Raw genomic sequence first — 19,838 nt, 5'->3', positions numbered from 1 at the left:
TTGGGGCTTTTGTTCCTTCAGGCCGGACGAGAATGAGATTCCACCTCATTATTTTTTGAGTTTTTTCACACGGCGCCGATGCTGACCCAGTAACGCGTGCGGTAAACGACGCGCACAGGCATGCTGCGCGCCAGTAGCAGCAGGATTCGCTCGGTGTCCGCCAACTGATAGGTGCCGGACACTTTCAGGCCCGCCACCTCAGGCGCACAGCGCAGCAAGCCAGGGCGATAGCGCGACAGTTCGGCGACGAACTCGCCAAGCGGCATCTGCTGCACGCTCAGCACGCCATCGGTCCAGCCCCACGGATCGGCATACAGGGTGGCCGGCGCGTAGCTAGCCGCCGAAGCAACCTGAAGCACTTCGCCGGGCTGCACCCGGCGTGGTGCGCTCGAATCGGGGAACATCGTCACTTCGCCGCTGCGCACGGCGAGCAATACACCTTGGTCGTTCTCCCGCAGCAGCAAGTGCCCGTCGCGGGTGGATAAGGCGCCGATCCGCGTGCCGAGGAGGAACGGACGGTTGTCGTTGGCGTTGCAGGCCAGGCTGACTTCACCATGCACCAGCTTCAGTTCTCGCTGCGTGTCGCTGTAGCGCAGGTCGATGGCGCTGGCGGTGTTGAGCTGGATACGGCTGCCATCGCTACCCAGCAGTTGACGGCGTTCGCCCGTGCTGGTGTGGGTGTCGGCCAACAGCGCCGGCAAGCCCAGGGGCTCGCGCGCGGCCCAGCCCAGGCTGCTACCGACCGCCAGAACGGCCAGCAGCTTGAGGTGGTCGCGCCGGCTGATGCGCTGGCTGCCCTCCAGGGTACGGCGGCTCAGTTCGCTGGGGAGCCCGGCCAGTTCATCGCTGAGGTGGCTGACGCGTTCCCAGGCATGGGCGTTGTGCGGATGGCTGGCCAACCACTGCTGGAACCGTTGCCGGGTGCGCGGGGAGGGGGTGTCGAAGCGCAGACGCACCAGCCAGTCGATGGCCTGGTCGACCTGGGCTTGATTCGGGGTGCTGTCAGAGGTCGGCATAGCGTAACCGGTAGCAAACGCCCAGGGCCTTGGCCAGGTCGCGTTCGACGGTGGCACGCGATACGTCCAGGCGCAGGGCGATCTGGGCAATGCTCAGGCCATCGAGCTGGGCCAACAGGAAGGCCTGGCGCGCCCTGGGCTTGAGCTGCTGCAGAGCGCGGTCGAGGCGTTCGAGGGTGTCGAGGATGACCAGCCGGTGCTCTTCGCTGGGTATTTCCGCCTCTGGCAGGGTGGCCAGGCTTTCCAGGTAGGCCCGTTCCAATGCCCGGCGTCGGAACTGGTCGATCATCAGGCCCCGGGCGATACTGCTGAGGTAGGCGCGGGGTTCTTTGAGCGGTGAAACCTGGCGCGCACGCAGCAGGCGCACGAAGGTGTCCTGAGCCAGGTCGGCGGCGTGTTCGTGGCAACCGACCCGGCTGCGCAACCAACCGCGAAGCCAGGCATGGTGCGACTGATAGAGCAGCGCGACCTCGGTAGGCTTGAGCGTGTCGTTCATCTGCATCGTGACGAAGGCCCGGTCTCGTGAAAGAGGTGCGACTGTTAATGGTTCTCAATTCTATGCGGGGATCTGGGCGCAGGGCAATGGCAGTCCCGGAATTAGCCGCGCAAGATCCGGCGTTTCCCTGATCGACGGTTGAACTAAGCTGGACCCGCAGCGGACCTCTGGAGCCCCCAATGATTCTGGCCGACCTTTCACCCGAAGCCTTTAGTGAGGCCACCGACTACCTGGCATCGCTCGACCCTGACTGGGCACGCCACATTGCCGCCACCGGCCCGTGCTTGCACCAGGCCACACCGGAACGCGAGCCATATGAAGCCTTGGTGCGGGCCATCGCCTACCAGCAACTGCATGCCCGCGCCGCTGAGGCGATTCTGGCGCGGTTGCTGGCGTTGTTTCCCGATGTGGCGTTTCCGGAACCGAGCCAACTGTTGGCGACCACGCCGGAGGCGATGCGTGCATGCGGTTTTTCTGCCAGCAAACTGGCGACCATCCATGGCATCGCACAGGCCAGGATGGACGGCGTGATTCCTGACCGGCAGGAAGCATTGAGCCTGACCGACGATGCGTTGATCGAGCGTCTGGTCGCCTTGCGTGGGGTAGGGCGCTGGACCGTTGAAATGTTGCTGATCTACTGCCTGGAGCGCTCGGATATCCTGCCGGTGGACGACTTCGGCGTGCGCGAGGGTTACCGCCGGCTCAAAGGCTGGGACAAGGCACCGACGCCCGCACAGCTGCGCTCGCTCGGCGGCGCCTGGAGCCCCTATCGGACGGTAGCTGCGTGGTACCTGTGGCGGGCTTGAAAGCCAGCGGCAGGCAAGAACAGACAGAGGAAATCATGAGCCTTTACATCACCGATGCCCAACGCTGGCAAGCCGTTCAAAGCCGCGACAGCGCAGCCGCCGACGATTTCGTCTATGCCGTGCGCACCACCCAAGTGTACTGCCGCCCTGGTTGCAAATCGCGCATGGCCAAGCGTGAGAATGTCGTGTTCTTCGACGATGCCGCAGCGGCTCAAGCGGCCGGCTACCGACCTTGTCGCCGCTGCGGCGTCGACCATGACGCTGCAGCGGCTCGGCGCACCCAGCTGATCGCCCGGGCCTGTCGCCTGATCGAAGCTGGCGACAGTGCCGCCAACCTCGATCAGCTTGCCGCGCAACTGGCCGTCAGCCCTTTTCACCTGCATCGCCTGTTCAAGGCCGAGACCGGCCTTACTCCCAAGGCCTATGCCGCCGCATTTCGTGCCCGCGCCTTGCGCGAGCAACTGGGCGATGAGCAACGCTCGGTGACCGAGGCCATCTACGAGGCCGGCTACAACTCCAACAGCCGCTTTTACGAAACCGCCGGGCAGCGCCTGGGCATGCTGCCCAAGGCCTACAAGGCTGGCGGCGCTGGCGCGACGATTCGCTTCGCGCTGGGTGAATGTTCACTGGGGGCGATTCTGGTGGCGCAAAGCGAGAAGGGTATTTGCGCGATTTTGCTGGGTGACGACCCCGAAGCGCTGTTGCATGAGCTCCAGGACCAGTTCCCCAAGGCCAGCCTGATCGGCGGCGACAGCGAATTCGAACGACTGGTCGCTGAAGTGGTGGGGTTCGTCGAAGCCCCTTCCATCGGCCTGGCATTGCCCCTGGACGTCCAGGGCACGGCCTTCCAGGAGCGGGTCTGGCAGGCCCTGCGCGAAGTTCCGGCGGGCAGCCGGGTCAGCTACACCGACATCGCCGAGCGCATTGGCGCGCCCAAGGCAATGCGCGCCGTGGCGCAGGCCTGCGCCGCCAACCGCATTGCGGTGGCCATTCCGTGCCATCGGGTAGTGCGCCGCGACGGTGATGTCAGCGGCTACCGCTGGGGAGTGGAGCGCAAGGTCCAGTTGTTGACGCGAGAAACGGCACTCTCCTGATTGCCTGGAGCAGCGTAGAATCCCCCGCCAAATCGCGTTGTGAAGAGGAATTTTCGATGAGGCGTGTAAGCCTTGCCCGTTATTGCCTGGGCGTAATCGCCCTGATGCTGGCGCTGGCCACCCCAGCCTGGTCGGCACCGGCTACGCCGGTTTCGAACCTGGCGGGCGGTGAATTGCCGGTGTTGGCTGAAGACGCCAGCCTTGACCAATTGAACGAACGGCTCGACTTCATTCGCCAGGGCGTGACCAGCAACGCCAACGATGACTTGCTGTCGCAGCTGCGCCAAGCGGCCATTCAGGTCCAGCGTCAAGCCGATGTCCTGAGCTCTCAGCGGGCCACCGATGTGCAGAAACTCGACGACCAGCTCAAGGTCATCGGCCCCGCGCAACCCGATGAACCCCAGAGCCTTGCCCAGCAGCGCAAGCAGCTCGAAGCCGAGCACAAGGCAGTGCTCGCCGAGCAGGAGCAAGCCACCAAGCTGACCCAGTCGGCCCGTGACCTGTCCACGCAGATCGTCAACCTGCGCCGCAGCCAGTTCAACTCGCAGGTCACCAGTCGCGCTGCCAGCCCACTGAGCCCGGCTTTCTGGCAAACGCTGATCCGCCCCACCGAAGAGGACGTACTGCGCCTTCGCGACCTGCGCAGCGAAGCGGCCGATGCGGTGGCCAGTGCCTTCAGCGCCGAGCATCGCTGGCTGTTCATCACCAGTCTGGTGGCTGCGATTCTGGTCTGGACGCTGGTCCGTCGCGTACTCGAACGTCTGCTTGCCGATGCCATGGTCCGCTGGTTGCCGGAAGGGCGTCTGCGGCGTAGTGCGTTGGCCTTGAGTGTGAGCCTGGCCACCCTCGGCACCATCGCAGGCTCCGTCTCGCTGCTGCGTTGGGGCCTTGAGAGCAGCGCCGAGCTGGGCGCGGACCTGGCCAGCCTGACCAATCATATTCTCACCCTGGTCGTGTTCAGCGCCTTCATTTCGGGACTGGGCCGCGCCATGTTGATGCTGCAGCGCCCGTCCTGGCGCTTGCCGCCGATTCACGACGAAGTCGCCAGTGCCCTGGGTTGGTTCCCCAAGCTGCTGGCCCTGGCGCTGATGGTGATGCTGACCCAGGAGCGCATCAACAGCGTGATCGGCTCCAGTCTGGCGCTGACCGTCGCCACCAACGGCCTGACCGCGCTGGTGGTGGCGCTGATCTTCTCGGCAGCGCTGCTGCGCTACCGTCGTACCCTGCGCAAGCATGAGCTGGAGCGCCCGACCGGCTTGGCCGGGTTGATACCCTTCGTGATCGTGGTGTGGGTGGGGCTGATTCTGTTGGCGCTGCTCGCCGGCTACCTGACCTTGGCCTATTTCCTCACGGCCAAGTTGCTGTGGATCAGCGTGGTCGCCACCTGCGCCTACCTGCTGACCACATTCCTGGGAGACCTCTGCGAAACCTTGCTGTCGCCACGCCAGCCTGGCGGCCTGGCCCTGGCCTCGGCGCTGGGCCTTGCGCCGCGTCACCAGGCCCAGGCCAGCACTATCCTGGCCGGTATCGGTCGCACCGCGCTGTTGTTCCTGGCGTTGTTGCTGGCGCTGATGCCATCGGGCACCAGCCCGGGCGAGCTGCTGTTGAGCTTGGGCGACTGGGATGGCACGGGCGGCAAGGTGCTGGGCAACCTGAACATCGTGCCGCAAGACATCCTGCTGGCCTTGGTGATGTTCTTCGGCGGCCTGTTTGGTATCCGCGTGGTCAAGCGTTGGCTGAGCGAGCGCCTGCTGCCGGAGACCGACATGGATGCCGGCATGCGCGCGTCCCTGGTGACCCTGGTCGGTTACCTGGGCTTCCTGTTCCTGGCCATGCTGGTGATGTCGACCTTGCGCATCAACCTGACCAGCCTGACCTGGGTAGTCAGTGCCCTGTCGGTTGGTATCGGTTTCGGCTTGCAGCAGATCGTGCAGAACTTCATATCTGGCCTGATTCTACTCACCGAGCGTCCGGTCAAGGTGGGTGATTGGGTCAGCTTGGCTGGGGTCGAGGGTGATATTCGCCGTATCAACGTGCGCGCCACCGAAATCCAGATGTCTGACCGTTCGACGGTGATCGTGCCCAACTCGCAGTTCATTTCGCAGAACGTGCGTAACGTCACCATGGGCAATGCCCTGGGTGTGGTCGGCATCAGCCTGACCCTGCCGTTGGAGACCGATGCCAATCGGGTGCGTGAGTTGTTGCTGGCGGCGTATCGCGAGCACGAGTCGATTCTGGATGCGCCGGCCAGTTCGGTGACCTTCAAGGATCTCACGGCCAGCGGCATGGTGATCGCGGTCAGTGGCTATGTAGCGGGGCCGCGCCAGGTGTCGGGGACGCGCAGTGATCTGCTGTTCACCATCCTGGGCCGCTTGCGTGACGAAGGGATTTCCCTGTCTTCGCCGCAGAGTATGGTGCTGGTGCAGGAGGGGGCGCGTCCGGCTGACGAACAGGCATGAGGTGTGGGGCTGCTCTTGGGGCTGGCTTGGGATTTGTGGGGGGCGCAAATCGAGCGCCGCCCGCGCGGCGCATCGCGAGCAAGGCTCGCTCCTACGTTTGTTTCGGGCCAGTAACGGCAGTGACGGGCGCGCGCGACTCGTAGGAGCGAGCCTTGCTCGCGATGCGCCGCGCAGGCGGCGCTCGGTCTCCCAGGCACCCAAGCTGGTCTGGCTAGCCCCCGTATTGCCCTTAACCCAAGCAGCGCGTCACATGCTTGACCGACAGATACCCCGACAACCCCCAAGGCCCGAGCTCGCGCCCGATGCCGCTGCCCTTGGTCCCGCCCCACGACGTTTCGACGAACACCGCCTGCACCGAGTTGATCCACACGTGCCCGACCTCCAGCGCATCGGCCACACGCTCGGCGCGCTCAAGGTCGGCGGAGCAGACGGTAGCGACCAGGCCAAAGCGGCTGTCATTGGCTTCGGCAATCGCCTGCGCTTCGGTCGAGAAGCGACGAACACAGAGCACCGGCCCGAAGATTTCTTCCGTCCACAGGCGGCTGTCCTTCGGCACCTCGGCATACAGCGTGGGGCTGACGAACCAACCGTCACGGTCCAGCGCCTTGCCACCGGCCAGGCACTGCAAGCCCTCTTCACGCGCCGTGGCGAAGTAACTGGCCACTTTCAGCCATTGCGCCTGGCTAGTCAGCGGCCCCATGTCCACTTCCTCAATCAGCGGATTGCCAACCCGCAGCTTGTCCAAGGCTTGCTGCAGGCGCGGCAGCAATGCATCGGCGATGCCGTCCTGCACCAGCAGTCGTGAGGTGGCAGAGCACATCTGCCCGGCATTCCAGGTGATACCCGCGACGATCCAATCGACCGCCTGGTCGACATCGCAATCATCGAACACCACGATGGCCGATTTACCACCCAGCTCCAGCGTCACCGGCCGGCACTGGGCCGAAGCGCTGCGCATCACCTGGCTGCCGACACTGTTGCTGCCGGTGAACGACAGTTTGTCCAGGCCGTTGTGGCCGCTCAGGGCAGCGCCGGTTTCAGCCTTGCCGTTGACGATGTTCAGCACCCCTGCAGGCAGGCCCAGGGTGTCGGCGATCTGGCCGTAGGCCTGTTCGATAAGCGGGGTCACTTCCGATGGCTTGAGCACCACGGTGCAGCCGGCCGCTAGGGCTGGGGCGAGCTTCCAGGCGCTGGTCACCAATGGGAAGTTCCACGGTACGATCAGGCCCACCACGCCCACCGGCTCCAGCCGCGTGCGGGCGGTGAAGCCGGGCGCGGCCAGTGGCACGTCGCGGTTCTTTGCCGGCAGCTGTTCGGCGAGGTCGGCGTAGTAGGCAAAGGTGGCCACGGCGTCGTCCAGGTCAATTTCGGCCTCGTGGCGTGGCTTGCCGTTATTGCGCATCTGCAAGCCGATCAGCTCTTCACGGCGTTGCCCAAGCTGCTCGGCAAAGCCGCGCAGGAACGCCGCGCGTGCGGCGGCGCTGACGGCTTTCCAGGTGGTCAGTGCCTGGCGGGCGGCGGCGACCGCCTGGTCGACCTGGGCCACGCTGGCGGCCCTCAGCTCGGCGAACGGCTGGCCGAGCGACGGGTCGTTGACGGTGATGCAATCGCTGCCCTGGCCTTCGACCCAGCGGCCAGCGATGTAGTGGGAATGGGTCATGGTCGGACTCCGGTCAGGCCATTTCGGCAGTGGTTACGGGCAGGTGCGGGGTGCGTTTGCTGGGCACCCAGCGAGGGCCATTGGGGCCATACACGCCTGCAGGTTCAGGGAACACGTTGAGCAGAATGAGGTACAGCACTCCGGCCAGCCCGAGGGTCACCGGCAAGCTCAGGTCGATGCCGCCAGCCAGGTCGCCCAGCGGGCCGACGAATTGCCCAGGCAGGTTCACGAAGCACAGGCCCACCGCCGCACTCGGGATCCATGCGCCCATGCCTCGCCAGTTCCAGCCGTGCAGGAACCAGTAGTGACCGCCGCGCTGGCCGCGGGTGAACACTTGCAGGTCGTCGGCGTGGTAGAAGCCACGGCGGGTGATCAGGCCAAGGATCATGATCACCATCCAAGGGCTGGTACAGGTGATGATCAGCACGGCGAAGGTCGACACGCTCTGCACCAGGTTGAAGGTGAAGCGACCGATGAAGATGAAGGCGATCGCGGCTACGCCGATCAGCAGGGTCGCCCCGGCGCGGCTGAGCAGGCGTGGGAACACGCTGGACATGTCCAGGCCGGTGCCGTACAGCGCGGTGGTGCCGGTCGACATGCCGCCGATCACCGCGATCAGGCATACCGGCAGGAAGAACCAGCTTGGCGAAATCGCCAGCAGGCCGCCGACGTAGTTGTTGGCGGCGATGTAGTCGGGCGCCTGGCTGGCCACCAGGGTGGCGGTGCACAGGCCGAACAGGAACGGGATCAGCGTTGCGACCTGGGCGGCGATGACCGCCAGCATGATGCGTGCCTTTGGCGTTTCCCGCGGGATGTAGCGCGACCAGTCGCCAAGGAAGGCGCCGAACGACACCGGGTTGCTCATGGCCAGGATCGCTGCACCGACGAACGCTGCCCAGAAGCCAGGCTGGCCGAGGTTCACGCTACCGGCAAAGTCCGCGTCGAAAGGCCCGGCAAAGGCGAAGATGCCCAGCAGGAACAGCAGGCTCGACGCCCACACGGCAATCTTGTTGACCCACAGCATGAAGCGGAAGCCGAAGATGCACACTACCAGCACCAGCACGGCGAACAGACCGTAGGCCAGGCCCAGGGTGAGGTCGGTTTCCGGCAGCCCGGCCAGGCGCTTGGCACCACCTACCAGGGCGTCGCCCGAACTCCAGACCGACAGCGAGAAGAACGCCACTGCCGTGAGCAGTGAGAGGAACGACCCGACGATTCGTCCATGCACGCCGAAGTGCGCGCCCGAGGACACTGCGTTGTTGGTGCCGTTGAGTGCACCGAACAGGCCCATTGGCGCAAGGATCAGCGAACCGACACCGACGCCCAGCACAATGGCCCAGACCCCGGCCTGAAACGACAGCCCGAACAGCACCGGGAAGCTGCCCAGTACCGCCGTGGCGAATGTGTTGGCGCCGCCGAAGATCAGGCGGAACAGGTCCAGTGGGGAAGCGTCGCGTTGATCGTCGGGGATCTGTTCGACGCCATTGGTCTCGATACCGGTCGAGTGGCTCATGATGATGCTCCAGCGCGGTTGTTGTAGGTCGGCGCGGTGCGCGGACCCTCTTGTGGGTGCGATGGCAGAGCGGCAAGGCCGCGTAAAAGGTGTAGGTCAGGCGGCGGTGACGACCGACAAGTGCTCGTGGCACGCCAGCCAGCGTTCGCCCTGGCGACGGAACACGATGGTTTCGCGCTCGGCCAGTTGGTGCTCTTGATCGGCCATTCGGATATGCGTGGCGACATCGTGCATGAACACCGCCACATCGCCTTGCAGGCTCACCTGCACATTGCTCGACCGGCATGCCAGCACGGCGAACCCTTCGGCTTGCCATTGCGCCCAGAGGTCTTCGTAGGCGCGACGAGAAAGCAGCGGCTGCGGCAAGGTATGGAACAGGAAGGTGGCGTCTTCGCTGAAGCAGGCGAAGTAGCGGGCGGTATCGTTGCTGGCGAAGGCTTCGACGAGGTCGGCAGCGGCCTGCCGTACCTGGAGTGTCTGGTCCACGGGAGTGGCCTCACGGTTTTTGTGATTGTGGTGAAGCGATTCTGGTGGGGGGCGCTGACGGGAAAAATCGCTGGCAGAAAATAATTAGTTCAGGAATTTGTGAAGTGACCAGGGGAGGATGCCCATCCGTGGCGTATTGCCGAAACCAGCGCGCTGCGCAGCCCTTGCCGACTGGCGGTCATCCTGTCTGCGCATCCTTGCCTACGCTGAATTACCCACGCACAGAAGCAAGGAGTTGCGCCATGACGTTCCAATACAAGCGCCTGGACAAGAACGATGCCGCGGTACTGCTGGTCGACCACCAGGCCGGCCTGCTCTCGCTGGTACGGGATATCGACCCCGACCGTTTCAAGAACAACGTGCTGGCCCTGTCGGACCTGGCCAAGTACTTCAAGCTGCCCACCATCCTCACCACCAGTTTCGAAACCGGCCCCAATGGCCCGCTGGTGCCCGAGCTCAAGGCGCAGTTCCCCGACGCCCCGTACATCGCCCGTCCCGGCAACATCAACGCCTGGGACAACGAAGACTTCGTCAAGGCGGTGAAAGCGACCGGCAAGAAACAACTGATCATCGCCGGCGTGGTCACCGAGGTGTGCGTGGCCTTCCCGGCGCTGTCGGCACTGGAAGAAGGCTTCGAGGTGTTCGTCGTCACCGACGCCTCCGGCACTTTCAACGAACTCACCCGCGACTCGGCCTGGCGCCGCATGGAAGCGGCCGGGGCACAGCTGATGACCTGGTTCGGCGTGGCCTGCGAGTTGCACCGCGACTGGCGCAACGACATCGAAGGGCTGGGGACGCTGTTCTCCAACCACATCCCCGACTACCGCAACCTGATGACCAGTTACAACAAGCTGGCCAAGTAAAGCAGCGGTGCGACGCTTGCGGGGCAGCAGCGAGCCCCGCGAGCCATCCAGCAAACCCCCATTAATCGACCATACTCAGTCATCATTCGCCTCCGGGAGCAGGCCATGTCCAAGTCGGCCAAAAAGAAAGCCACCCAGTCATCCGACGAAAAGCTCAGCGGCAAGGACTATGAGAAAGCGCTCAAGTCCCTGCACGTCGAACTGGTCAAGCTTCAGGAATGGGTCGTGGCCAAGGGCCTTAAGGTATGCATCGTTTTCGAAGGCCGTGATGGCGCGGGCAAGGGCGGGACCATCAAGGCCATCACCGAGCGGGTCAGTCCACGAGTCTTTCGGGTGGTTGCGTTACCGGCACCCACCGAGCGGGAAAAGACCCAGATGTACGTGCAACGCTACCTGGGCCACCTGCCTGCCGCTGGCGAGGTGGTGATCTTCGACCGCAGCTGGTACAACCGCGCCGGGGTCGAGCGGGTGATGGGGTTCTGCACCGAGGAGCAAGCCAACAAGTTCCTCACCGTGGTGCCGCTGTTCGAGAAGATGATGGTCGAGTCTGGGATCATTCTGATCAAGTACTGGCTTGAAGTCAGTGCAGAGGAGCAGACCCGACGGCTGCAGGACCGCATCAACGATGGGCGCAAACTGTGGAAGCTGTCGCCGATGGACCTGAAGTCCTATTCACGTTGGGACGACTACACCCATGCCCGTGACGAAATGTTCGCCGCCTCGGACTCATCCTGGGCGCCCTGGTTCATGGCGCACTCCAATGACAAGCGGCGCGCGCGGCTCAATATCATCAGCCACCTGCTGTCGCGCATCGAGTACAAGGACGTGACCCGCGAAGAGATCGTCAAGCTGCCCAAGCGCGGCAAGATCGGCAAGTACAAGTCCGTGGACTACCCCTTCAAGGTGGTGCCGGAACGGTTTTGACACGTGTGAAACAGCCCGTCAGTTGGCAGTCGGCGTTGGCAAGAGGGTCCGTATCGACAGTCGGAGTTCGCTTCCGACAAAGCCAGGGGATAAGCGGCCATGCCACACGACGGCAGTCTGCTACAGGCGACAGTGGTCTTCTTGCTGGCCGTGGTGCTGTTGGTGCCACTGGCGCAGCGTCTGAAACTGGGGGCGGTACCGGGCTATCTGCTGGCCGGTATCCTCATCGGCCCATCCATGTTGGGCTTGATCAACCATCCCGAGAACGTTTCCCGCCTCTCCGAAATGGGCGTGGTGATGCTGTTGTTCGTGATTGGCCTGGAGCTTTCGCCGCGCCGCCTGTGGACCATGCGCCGGTCGCTGTTCGGCGTCGGCTCGCTGCAGGTGGCGCTGACCGCCGTGGTGCTGGGGTTGCTGGCGTACCTGGTGTTCGGCCAGCCGAGGGCGGCGGCGATTGTGCTGGGCCTGGGCCTGGCGCTGTCGTCCACCGCCTTCGGTTTGCAGGTGCTGGCAGAGCGCCGGGAACTGGGTAAGCCGCAAGGGCGACTGGCTGTGAGTATCCTGTTGTTCCAGGACATCGCGGCCATTCCGCTGATCGCCGTGGTACCCCTGCTTGGTACCGGTATCAGTCCGCCGGAGGAGGGTAGTTGGCCATTGTTGGCGGTGGCATTGGGCGTTGGTTTGGTGATCGTGACGGGTCGCTACCTGCTGCAACCGGTATTCCGCTGGACCGTCGGCTCGGGGCTGCATGAACTGTCGACCGCTACGGCATTGCTGGTGGTGCTGGGCACCGCCTGGGTAATGGAGCATGTCGGGGTTTCCATGGCCTTGGGCGCTTTCCTCGCGGGTGTGGTGATGGCCGATTCGCCGTTTCGCCATGAGTTGGAGTCCCAGGTCGAGCCACTCAAGGGGCTGCTGTTGGGGCTGTTCTTCGTCGGCGTGGGGATGACCGCCGACTTGCGCCTGCTGCTGAGCATGCCGGTGCAAGTGTTGGGGCTCACCGTGTTGCTGGTGGGGGTCAAGTTACCGCTGCTGTTCATGCTTGGACGCACCGCGGGCGGCCTGGAGCGGGCCCAGGCACTGTGCCTGGCGGTGGTGCTGGCCTCGGGCGGTGAGTTCGCCTTCGTGGTGTTCAAGCTGGCGTTGGAGCATCGAGTGCTGGAGCAGCAGGTACACGACCTGCTGGTGCTCGCCATCACCCTGTCGATGGCCGTGGTGCCGCTGGTGATGATGGCCCTGGCCCGCCAGTTGCGCGATGACGCGACGGTGGCCGCAGCCGCTGCGGCCCTGCCGGAAGTCGACGAAACACCCCAGGTAGTGGTGGCCGGCCTCGGGCGCATGGGCGGTGCCATCGTGCGCATGCTGCATGGCGAGGGCGTGCGCCTGGTGGCGCTGGACACTTCGATCGAGTCAGTAAGCCGCAGCAGCGAGCCGGATGGCCCACTGGTGTTCTTTGGCGACCCGTCTCGCTCGGAGATCCTGCGGGCGGCCAGGGTCGACCAGGCCAAGCTGGTGATCGTCGCTACCGACGACCCGCAGGCCAACCTCAAGGCTGCCGATGTGCTGGCGCATCTTTATCCACAGACCCCAGTGATCGCCGCTGCGCGTGACAGCCAGGAGGCGCTGCGGCTGCTTGCCATGGGCGTCGATCCAGTGCGCGAGACCTTCCATTCCAGCCTGGAGATGGCGCGCCGGGCCCTTATCGCGTTGGGGTACAGCGAAGAGCAGGCGTCGGCCTGGGTTCAGCGATACCAACGGCAAGAGGCACGCAGGCTGCTGGATCAGCAGCACGGCAAGGGTGATTTTCCAGGTGCTCGCTGAGCGCCCTGAAGCTTCGCAGCACAGACACGCGCCATGGGGCGCACTGATCGTTCATCCGCTGAATGCGGCCAGGAGGTGAACCATGCAGTCGGGTTTCAAGCTGGACAGCGCCCTGTCGCGAGGGCTGCTCGACGTGCTGATCAAGGCCGGGCTGGTGGCGGCCCTGGTGATCTTTGCCTTTCAGGTGTTCGAGCCGTTTCTGGAGCTAATGCTCTGGGCGGTGATCCTGGCGGTCACCTTGTATCCGCTTTATAGCCGGATCAAGCGCCGTATCGGTCTGAAAAACGGGTATGTCGCAACGCTCGTGGTCTTGCTCGTGCTGGTGGTGTTGTTGGTCCCGATCTATCTGGTGGTGGTTTCCATTGGCGAGTCCGTTCATAGCCTGGTGGCGCTGCTCAAGGAGGGCGGTTGGAGTGTGCCTGCGCCACCGGAATCAGTGGCAGGCTGGCCCCTCATCGGCCCTCGGCTGTATGCCTTCTGGCAGTCGGCTTCCGAAAGCCTGGCCCCGGTGATGAACAACCTGATGCCACATCTCAAAGGCGTAGGGCTGAGCATGCTGGGCGCCGCGGCGAGTGCGGGCGGGGCGTTCCTGTTGTTCATCGGTGCCGTGATCATCTCGGGTGTGATCATGGCCTTCGGCGAGCGTGGCGAGATTGCAGCACAGCGCATCGCCATGCGGGTATCCGGCGAAGAGCGCGGCAAGCCGTTGGCCAAACTGTGCACCGCGACGATACGGGCGGTCGCCCAGGGCGTGATTGGCATCGCCTTTATCCAGATGCTGCTGATTGGCGTCGGTTTCGTGGTCAAGGGCGTGCCGGGGGCGGGCATGTTGGCGATCGTTGTGTTGATGCTGGGGATCGCCCAGGCGCCAGCGACCCTGGTGACCGTTCCGGTGATCATCTACGTATTCAATGTCGAGGGTTTCACCGCTGCGACCATTGTCTTTGCCGTCTACACCTTCGTCGCGGGGCTTGCCGACAACGTGCTCAAACCGCTGCTGCTGGGGCGCGGGGTGGACGTGCCGATGCCGGTGGTGTTGATCGGAGCCTTGGGCGGCATGGTGGTCAAGGGCATCATCGGTTTGTTCATAGGCCCAGTCATCCTCGGCGTTGCCTATGTGCTTTTCTGGCAGTGGGTGGCGTTGCAGGTGCCGGAGCAACCTGTGCCGCCAGCAGCATGAGCCAGGCCTGTCATGCCCAAGCGCTGCCATGGCCTGATCCTGTTGCTGGTGCTCACCGGCTGTAGCCAGGTCGGCCCGGATTTCGCGGCGCCCCAGGACCGGTGGTTGCAAGGCTGGAGCACACCCCTGCTGGAACAGGCGGGGCGTACCGCACCGACACCTGATCTGAGCCGGTGGTGGGCGGTGTTCGCCGACCCGACGCTGGATGCGCTGATTGCCGAGGCTGACGCTCAGAATACCAACCTGCGGGTGGCAGGCCTGCGCATCGTCGAGGCACGTGCGCAACTGGCCATTGTGCAGACCGGACGCTATCCCCAGTTGCAGCAGTTACGTGCGCAAAGCCTGTACCTCAAGCAGGACCAGTCCGGCACCCCGACCGCTCGTGACTCGGTGTTCTGGCAGTCCAGCCTGGGTTTCGACATTGCCTGGGAGGTGGATTTCTGGGGACGATTCAGCCGCGCCATCGAGTCGGCCGATGCCGCCTACTTCGCCTCCCAGGCCAACTATGCCGACGCCATGGTGCTGCTGCGCGCGCAGGTGGCCGACACCTATTTCGGCTTGCGCACCGCCGAGGCGCGCCTGGCCATCGCCCAAGAAAACGCCAGGCGCCAGGCCCGCAGCCTGGAAATCACCGAGCGGTTGTTCCGCCATGGCGAAAACGACGAGCTGGACTGGCAGCAGGCGCGCACGCAGTACCTGGCCACCCAGGCGACCATTCCCGAGTTCCAGAACCAGGTGAATGCCTTGCGAAATGTGCTGTGTTCGCTGATCGGCCGGCCGCCTGGTCCGTTGCCGGAGCTCGAAGCGCGCCATGGCCAGTTGCCTCTGCCGGATCGGGCGGTTCTGCAGGACGTGCCCGCCAACCTGCTGCAACGCCGCCCGGATATCCGCGCCGCCGAGCAGGCGGTGGCGGCGCAGTCGGCCCTGGTGGGCGTGGCCGAGGCTGATCTTTATCCGTCGTTGAGCTTGCTGGGCAGCATTGGCTGGAGCTTCGTCACGGCCAATCACGTGCCCGATACGTTCGACCTCGCAGCCGGACCGAGCCTGATCTGGAACCCGTTCGACTATGGCCGGCGCAAGAACGCCGTGCGGGTGGAGGATGCGCGTTTGCAGCAGTTGATCGAGCGGTATCACCAGAATGTGCGCGACGCTGCACGCGAGGCGGACGATGCCGCCAGCGGCCTGGTGCGCTCGCTGGAAAGCGCCGGTATTCGCCAGCAGGCGTCGCAGGCCGCGCAACGTTCGTTGAGCTTGGCCAGCTCGCAGTACCGTGAGGGCTTCGCCGATTTTCAGCGGGTGCTCGATGCCCAGCAGCTGCTGTTGCAGCAGCAGGACGGCTACCTGGTCAGCCGAGGCAACGCCGTCAGCAGCCTGGTGAGCCTGTACAAGGCGCTAGGTGGAGGCTGGGAGCAGGTTGGTGAGCCGATCCCGCCGGCGACCCGCCAGCAGATGCAACAACGCACCGACTGGGGAACGCTGCTCGATGGGCCAGCCCCTGAACATCAGGAAACAGGTACGCGAAGATGAGCGACGCCCAGGGTACACCGCCGACACCAGCAGCACCGGACCGGGGCATGCGCTGGGTGCTGCTGCTGATTGTCGTCAGCCTGGTCTGGTACCTGCTGGCCGACCGCTTCACGCCTTACACCCAGCAGGCCCGCTTGCAGGCCTACGTGGTACCGGTCAGTGCCGAAGTGGCAGGCCAGATCAGGCGGGTGGCGGTGGGCAACAACCAGGAAGTGCGCAGGGGCGATGTGCTATTCGAACTGGACCCCGAGCAGTACCGCATCGCGTTGGCACGGGCCGAAGCGGACCTGGACACCATGCGCCGGCAGATCGGCGCCCATACTGCTGGCATCGACTCGGCCCAGGCCGCGCTGGTGGCCGCCCAGGCCAACGAGCGCAAGGCGCGGCAAGATGCCGAACGGTTGAAGCGGCTGATCGACGAGGACCCCGGCACGGTGTCGGTGCGGCGTCTGGAAGGGGCCCAGGCGACCCGCGACCAGGCCATCAGCCAGGTCGCCGCAGCCCGCGCGGAAGTCGAGCGGGCCCGTGAACAGCAGGGTGGGGCTGAAGCGGACAACGCCCAGTTGCGCAGTGCCGCGGCCAATGTGCAAAAGGCCCGTCTGGACCTGGCGCGCACCGTGGTACGGGCCGAGGCCAATGGCCTGATCACCGACCTGCGTACCGATGTGGGCCACTACGTCGCGGCAGGCAGCCCGATGATGACCCTGATCGCCATCCATGATCTGTGGATAAGTGCCGACATGACCGAGAACAACCTTGGCTACCTGCAGTCCGGTACGCCGGTACTGGTGGTGCTCGATGCACTACCGGGCAAGGTGCTGCGCGGGCGTGTGCGCAGTATTGGCCGTGGCGTGAGCGTTGGTCAGAGTACCCCGCCGGGCAGCTTACCGACGGTGCAGAACAGCCGTGAGTGGTTGCGTTCGGCGCAACGCTTTCCGGTAATCGTCGAGCTGGAACGCGATCAGCTGCAAAGCGCTGCCGGCCTGCGGGTAGGCGGTCAGGCCGAAGTCATGGCGCTGCCTCGCGAAGGCAACCCGCTGAACCTGTTGGCCAGGGTGTTCATGTGGCTGATGAGCTGGATGTCCTATGCCTATTGAGCTGCGTCGCTTGCGCGCCCTGCGCTTGGCGTGGGGCACGGCGTTGTGCCTGGCGGTCAGTTTCGGCCTTGGCCTGCCGGTGCCGATTCTGGCGCCTGTGTTCGCCGTGCTGCTGCTGGCGATGCGCAGCCAACCTCTGCCGTTGCGCGCCGCGCCGTTGCTGGCGCTGCTGGTGCTGCTCAGTTGCGGCAGTGGCCTGTTGCTGATTCCGTTGCTGCGCCATGCCCCGGTCAGCGGGGTGCTGGTGGTTGGCACCGGCGTATACCTGGTACTGCGCTATGCCCTGCTGGGGGGCAACGGCTTGCTGGCGAACCTGCTGGTCATCGGCCTGACCATGATCGCCGCGGCAGGCACAAATGACTTCACCCTGGCGCTGTCGGTGGTCGAGGCCATGGCCAAGGGCATGCTCCTGGCAACCCTGGGCTGTGCCCTGGCGCATCTGTTGTTCCCCGAACCTGCCGATGCTCCCGTCCCATCCCCCCCGGCACGGCTGAATGACAATGAGGTTGGGTGGGTGGCCTTGCGTGCCACCCTGATCGTGATGCCAGCGTTTCTGTTGGCATTGATCGCACCGGACACGTTCATGCCGCTGATCATGAAATCGGTGAGCTTGGGGCAACAGGCCGGCGAGACCCACGCGCGGCATGCCAGCCGCGAATTGATCGGTTCGACCCTGCTGGCCGGGGCGCTGGCGATCCTGCTGTGGGGTGCGCTTGGCCTGTTCGTGCACCTGTGGATGTTCTTCTTGTGGGGGCTGCTGTTCTGTCTTTGGCAGGCGCGCAGGCTCTACCAGGCAGTGATGACGCAGCAGACGCCGGCTTTTTGGATCAGTTGCCTGACGACGTTCCTGATCCTTCTGGGGCAATCGGTGCAGGACAGTGCAGCCGGGCAGGATGTGTACCGTGCGTTTGCCGTGCGCATGGCACTGTTCGTCGCGGTGTCGTTGTATGCCAGCGCGATGCTGATCTGGATCGACAGGCGTCGTGCCAGGCAGGTCGTCACGCCGTGATGTCATCCGCCAGGCTTTGTATGAAAAGCTTTGATACTCGGTGATGCTGCGTTGAAAACAGCCTCGGGCCTGACGTTCGTCTCAAGACGTTTCATGTAGACCCTAGGGCTGCCAGTCGACGCCGGTATCCTTCAGGTAGGCATCCACGGCGGCGCCTACCGTGGGATGAAAGGCCTGCGCACCAATGCAATGGAACAGCTCGAAGCGCTTCATCTTGTCCTTGACCGGGTCTTTCATCTCGGCAAATTGCAGCTCAACGCCGCGGGATTCAAGGATGCGGTCCAGTTCGGCGAGCATGTCAGCGGAGGTGATGTCGATGCTGGTCACAGGCTCGGCGGCCACCACCAGGCGTTGTACCGGGGTCGGCGACTCGTCGATCGCTGCCATTACGGTGTTATGGAACTGCTCGGCATTGGCGAAGAACAGCGGAGCATCCCAACGCAGCAGCACCAGCCCCGGAATCCGTCGTGCGTGCGGGTGGCGCTCGATGTCGTGGTAACCGCGGGTGCCATCCACACGGCCCAGCACGGCGAAATGCGGACGCCAGCCGTCCCAGAGAAATTCGATCACCGAGATCACCACCGCGATGCCGATGCCAGGAATAGCGCCGAACACCGCCACGCCGACGAAGCAGGTGAACGACAACCAGAACTCCCATTGCTGCATACGGAAGATGCGCTTGAGGTCGGCGAACTCGAACAGCCCCAGCGCGGCGGCGATCACCACTGCCGCCAGGGCGCTGTTGGGCAGATAGCGCATCAGGTTGGGCGCCACCAGCAACAGGAGCGTGACTGCCAGCGCGCCGATGATGCCGGTCAGTTGGGTCTTGGAGCCAGCAGCTTCGGCGACTGGGGTGCGTGACGAGCTGCTGCTGATGGGGATGCCCTGGAACAACCCGGACGCCAGATTGGCCACGCCCAGGCCGAACATTTCCTGGTTCGGGTTCACCGGAGCCTTCAAGCGAGCGGCGTAGGTGCGCGACAGCACGCTAGTGTCAGCGAAGGACACCAGTGCCACGGCGATGCCGCCCAGTAGCACCTCCACCAGATCAATGTCGCTCAGCCATGGAAAGGTGAAACTGGGCAGGCCCTGGGGCAGCTCGCCGAGCACCTTCACGCCCTGCTGGTCCAGGTTCAGCACGCTCACGGCCACGGTGGCCAGCACCACCGCGATGAGGATGCCGGGGAGACGTTTGTAGGGTTTGAGCAACACGATCAACGCCAGGCTGGCGCCACCCACCGCGAAGCTTGGCCAATGGCCTTGGCCGGCGAACAAGGCCTGGGCCAGTTGCCAGAGATCGCGCAAAGGGCCCTGGCTGTCGAACGAAAGGCCGAACAGCTTGGGTAGCTGGCTGATCAACACCGTCAGGGCAATGCCGTTCATATAGCCATAGCGGATTGGTTTGGACAGCAGTTCGGTGATGAAGCCCAGCCGCAGCAGGCCGGCGACCATGCAGAACGCACCGGCCACCAGGGCCATCATGCTGGCGATGGCGATAGCCCGTTGTGGGTCGCTGGCGGCGTATTGCACCACCACGGCGAGGATGGGGGCCGCCAGTGCCGAGTCCGGGCCGAGCACCAGAATGCGGCTGGGGCCGAACAGGGCGTACGCCAACAGCGGGACGATGGTGGCATACAGGCCGTAGATGCCCGGTACCCCGGAGGCTTCGGCGTAGGCGATCCCCACGGGGACCAGCATGGTGGTCAGGACCAGGCCCGCGGCGAGGTCCCTGGGGAGCCAGGTGGGTTGGTAGTGGAGCAGGGTGGCCAGACCGGGGAGCCAGCGTTGCCAGTCGAAGCGGGAGGCGCGAGGCGATTTTTCCATGGTGCAGGCTCCGGGAAGTGGGGGGCTCTACAGCACTAGCGCGCCCCCATCAACCTCAAGGAT

16 protein-coding genes and 1 pseudogene are annotated in these 19,838 nt (G+C 64.5%); 11 read left to right on the top strand and 6 right to left on the bottom strand.

Annotated features, from left to right (window positions below; all coding sequences use genetic code 11):
- Positions 1 to 65: 65 nt before the first annotated feature.
- Together VXM67_RS23085 and VXM67_RS23080 are read right to left on the bottom strand one after the other, a co-directional pair.
- Positions 66 to 1,016: a DUF4880 domain-containing protein gene (locus VXM67_RS23085; RefSeq protein WP_367237391.1), complete on the bottom strand. Its 951-nt coding sequence runs from the start codon at positions 1,014 to 1,016 to the stop codon at positions 66 to 68.
- The gene (locus VXM67_RS23080; RefSeq protein ID WP_023382376.1) at positions 1,003 to 1,518 is read right to left on the bottom strand and encodes a sigma-70 family RNA polymerase sigma factor; all 516 of its coding nucleotides are present in this window, start codon (positions 1,516 to 1,518) and stop codon (positions 1,003 to 1,005) included. Before VXM67_RS23080 ends, VXM67_RS23085 begins: the two co-directional genes overlap by 14 nt.
- 173 nt (positions 1,519 to 1,691) lie before the next feature.
- Between VXM67_RS23080 and VXM67_RS23075 the strand changes: the two genes are divergently transcribed.
- The 3 genes from VXM67_RS23075 to VXM67_RS23065 are packed head-to-tail and all read left to right on the top strand — an operon-like array spanning position 1,692 to position 5,871.
- Positions 1,692 to 2,318, top strand: a complete 627-nt coding sequence (locus VXM67_RS23075) for a DNA-3-methyladenine glycosylase (RefSeq protein WP_023382375.1) — start codon at positions 1,692 to 1,694, stop codon at positions 2,316 to 2,318.
- A 35-nt stretch (positions 2,319 to 2,353) separates the two neighbouring features.
- Complete coding sequence (gene ada, locus VXM67_RS23070) at positions 2,354 to 3,412, top strand: bifunctional DNA-binding transcriptional regulator/O6-methylguanine-DNA methyltransferase Ada (RefSeq protein ID WP_023382374.1); 1,059 nt, start codon at positions 2,354 to 2,356, stop codon at positions 3,410 to 3,412.
- A gap of 56 nt (positions 3,413 to 3,468) precedes the next feature.
- The gene (locus tag VXM67_RS23065; protein WP_023382373.1) at positions 3,469 to 5,871 is read left to right on the top strand and encodes a DUF3772 domain-containing protein; all 2,403 of its coding nucleotides are present in this window, start codon (positions 3,469 to 3,471) and stop codon (positions 5,869 to 5,871) included.
- 229 nt (positions 5,872 to 6,100) lie between these two features.
- Here VXM67_RS23065 and VXM67_RS23060 read toward each other — a convergent pair whose 3' ends face one another.
- The 3 genes from VXM67_RS23060 to VXM67_RS23050 form a co-directional block, all read right to left on the bottom strand.
- Positions 6,101 to 7,531: an aldehyde dehydrogenase family protein gene (locus VXM67_RS23060; RefSeq protein WP_027907467.1), complete on the bottom strand. Its 1,431-nt coding sequence runs from the start codon at positions 7,529 to 7,531 to the stop codon at positions 6,101 to 6,103.
- Positions 7,532 to 7,544: 13 nt separating this feature from the next.
- On the bottom strand, positions 7,545 to 9,044 hold the full coding sequence (locus VXM67_RS23055; RefSeq protein ID WP_023382371.1) for a cytosine permease: 1,500 nt from the start codon (positions 9,042 to 9,044) through the stop codon (positions 7,545 to 7,547).
- Between the two features lie 96 nt (positions 9,045 to 9,140).
- Positions 9,141 to 9,530 carry a nuclear transport factor 2 family protein gene (locus VXM67_RS23050; RefSeq protein WP_027907466.1) on the bottom strand — a complete coding sequence of 130 codons (390 nt, stop codon included), beginning with the start codon at positions 9,528 to 9,530 and terminating at the stop codon, positions 9,141 to 9,143.
- Positions 9,531 to 9,772: 242 nt separating this feature from the next.
- Here VXM67_RS23050 and ycaC point away from each other — a divergent pair, with 242 nt between their 5' ends.
- The 8 genes and pseudogenes from ycaC (at position 9,773) to VXM67_RS23010 (ending at position 17,951) form a co-directional block, all read left to right on the top strand.
- The gene (gene ycaC / locus VXM67_RS23045; RefSeq protein ID WP_023382369.1) at positions 9,773 to 10,393 is read left to right on the top strand and encodes an isochorismate family cysteine hydrolase YcaC; all 621 of its coding nucleotides are present in this window, start codon (positions 9,773 to 9,775) and stop codon (positions 10,391 to 10,393) included.
- A 105-nt stretch (positions 10,394 to 10,498) separates the two neighbouring features.
- Complete coding sequence (gene ppk2 / locus VXM67_RS23040; RefSeq protein WP_023382368.1) at positions 10,499 to 11,317, top strand: polyphosphate kinase 2; 819 nt, start codon at positions 10,499 to 10,501, stop codon at positions 11,315 to 11,317.
- A gap of 99 nt (positions 11,318 to 11,416) precedes the next feature.
- A pseudogene (locus tag VXM67_RS23035) lies at positions 11,417 to 12,595 on the top strand (monovalent cation:proton antiporter-2 (CPA2) family protein); the annotation flags it as partial.
- Entirely contained in the window at positions 12,584 to 13,138 is a 555-nt protein-coding gene (locus tag VXM67_RS23030) for an NAD-binding protein (RefSeq protein WP_315693589.1), read from the top strand. The pseudogene VXM67_RS23035 and the gene VXM67_RS23030, both read left to right, overlap by 12 nt.
- 82 nt (positions 13,139 to 13,220) lie before the next feature.
- Positions 13,221 to 14,318, top strand: a complete 1,098-nt coding sequence (locus VXM67_RS23025; protein WP_023382366.1) for an AI-2E family transporter — start codon at positions 13,221 to 13,223, stop codon at positions 14,316 to 14,318.
- Between the two features lie 12 nt (positions 14,319 to 14,330).
- Entirely contained in the window at positions 14,331 to 15,845 is a 1,515-nt protein-coding gene (locus VXM67_RS23020; RefSeq protein ID WP_027907464.1) for an efflux transporter outer membrane subunit, read from the top strand.
- Positions 15,842 to 16,942 carry an HlyD family secretion protein gene (locus VXM67_RS23015; protein ID WP_027907463.1) on the top strand — a complete coding sequence of 367 codons (1,101 nt, stop codon included), beginning with the start codon at positions 15,842 to 15,844 and terminating at the stop codon, positions 16,940 to 16,942. The genes VXM67_RS23020 and VXM67_RS23015 overlap by 4 nt, the downstream gene beginning before the upstream one ends.
- The gene (locus VXM67_RS23010; RefSeq protein ID WP_367237390.1) at positions 16,932 to 17,951 is read left to right on the top strand and encodes a DUF2955 domain-containing protein; all 1,020 of its coding nucleotides are present in this window, start codon (positions 16,932 to 16,934) and stop codon (positions 17,949 to 17,951) included. Before VXM67_RS23015 ends, VXM67_RS23010 begins: the two co-directional genes overlap by 11 nt.
- A 102-nt stretch (positions 17,952 to 18,053) precedes the next feature.
- Here VXM67_RS23010 and VXM67_RS23005 read toward each other — a convergent pair whose 3' ends face one another.
- Positions 18,054 to 19,775 (bottom strand): SulP family inorganic anion transporter, encoded by a 1,722-nt coding sequence (locus VXM67_RS23005; RefSeq protein WP_027907461.1) that lies wholly within the window; start codon positions 19,773 to 19,775, stop codon positions 18,054 to 18,056.
- Between the last annotated feature and the right edge of the window lie 63 nt (positions 19,776 to 19,838).

The organism is Pseudomonas sp. Rh2, assembly GCF_040762985.1.
Classification (GTDB): Bacteria; Pseudomonadota; Gammaproteobacteria; order Pseudomonadales; family Pseudomonadaceae; genus Aquipseudomonas; species Aquipseudomonas taiwanensis.
The sequence above is the reverse complement of the archived record's forward strand: the minus strand, read 5'-3'. Positions and strand labels throughout refer to the sequence as shown.

Excerpts from the sequence above, each read along its gene's own strand:
- VXM67_RS23010 (WP_367237390.1), top strand. The coding sequence starts at position 16,932 with ATGCCTATTGAGCTGCGTCGCTTGCGCGCCCTGCGCTTGGCGTGGGGC.
- VXM67_RS23075 (WP_023382375.1), top strand. The coding sequence starts at position 1,692 with ATGATTCTGGCCGACCTTTCACCCGAAGCCTTTAGTGAGGCCACCGAC.
- VXM67_RS23065 (WP_023382373.1), top strand. The coding sequence starts at position 3,469 with ATGAGGCGTGTAAGCCTTGCCCGTTATTGCCTGGGCGTAATCGCCCTG.
- VXM67_RS23060 (WP_027907467.1), bottom strand. The coding sequence starts at position 7,531 with ATGACCCATTCCCACTACATCGCTGGCCGCTGGGTCGAAGGCCAGGGC.
- ycaC (WP_023382369.1), top strand. The coding sequence starts at position 9,773 with ATGACGTTCCAATACAAGCGCCTGGACAAGAACGATGCCGCGGTACTG.
- VXM67_RS23080 (WP_023382376.1), bottom strand. The coding sequence starts at position 1,518 with ATGCAGATGAACGACACGCTCAAGCCTACCGAGGTCGCGCTGCTCTAT.
- ada (WP_023382374.1), top strand. The coding sequence starts at position 2,354 with ATGAGCCTTTACATCACCGATGCCCAACGCTGGCAAGCCGTTCAAAGC.
- ppk2 (WP_023382368.1), top strand. The coding sequence starts at position 10,499 with ATGTCCAAGTCGGCCAAAAAGAAAGCCACCCAGTCATCCGACGAAAAG.
- VXM67_RS23055 (WP_023382371.1), bottom strand. The coding sequence starts at position 9,044 with ATGAGCCACTCGACCGGTATCGAGACCAATGGCGTCGAACAGATCCCC.
- VXM67_RS23085 (WP_367237391.1), bottom strand. The coding sequence starts at position 1,016 with ATGCCGACCTCTGACAGCACCCCGAATCAAGCCCAGGTCGACCAGGCC.
- VXM67_RS23005 (WP_027907461.1), bottom strand. The coding sequence starts at position 19,775 with ATGGAAAAATCGCCTCGCGCCTCCCGCTTCGACTGGCAACGCTGGCTC.
- VXM67_RS23015 (WP_027907463.1), top strand. The coding sequence starts at position 15,842 with ATGAGCGACGCCCAGGGTACACCGCCGACACCAGCAGCACCGGACCGG.
- VXM67_RS23020 (WP_027907464.1), top strand. The coding sequence starts at position 14,331 with ATGCCCAAGCGCTGCCATGGCCTGATCCTGTTGCTGGTGCTCACCGGC.
- VXM67_RS23025 (WP_023382366.1), top strand. The coding sequence starts at position 13,221 with ATGCAGTCGGGTTTCAAGCTGGACAGCGCCCTGTCGCGAGGGCTGCTC.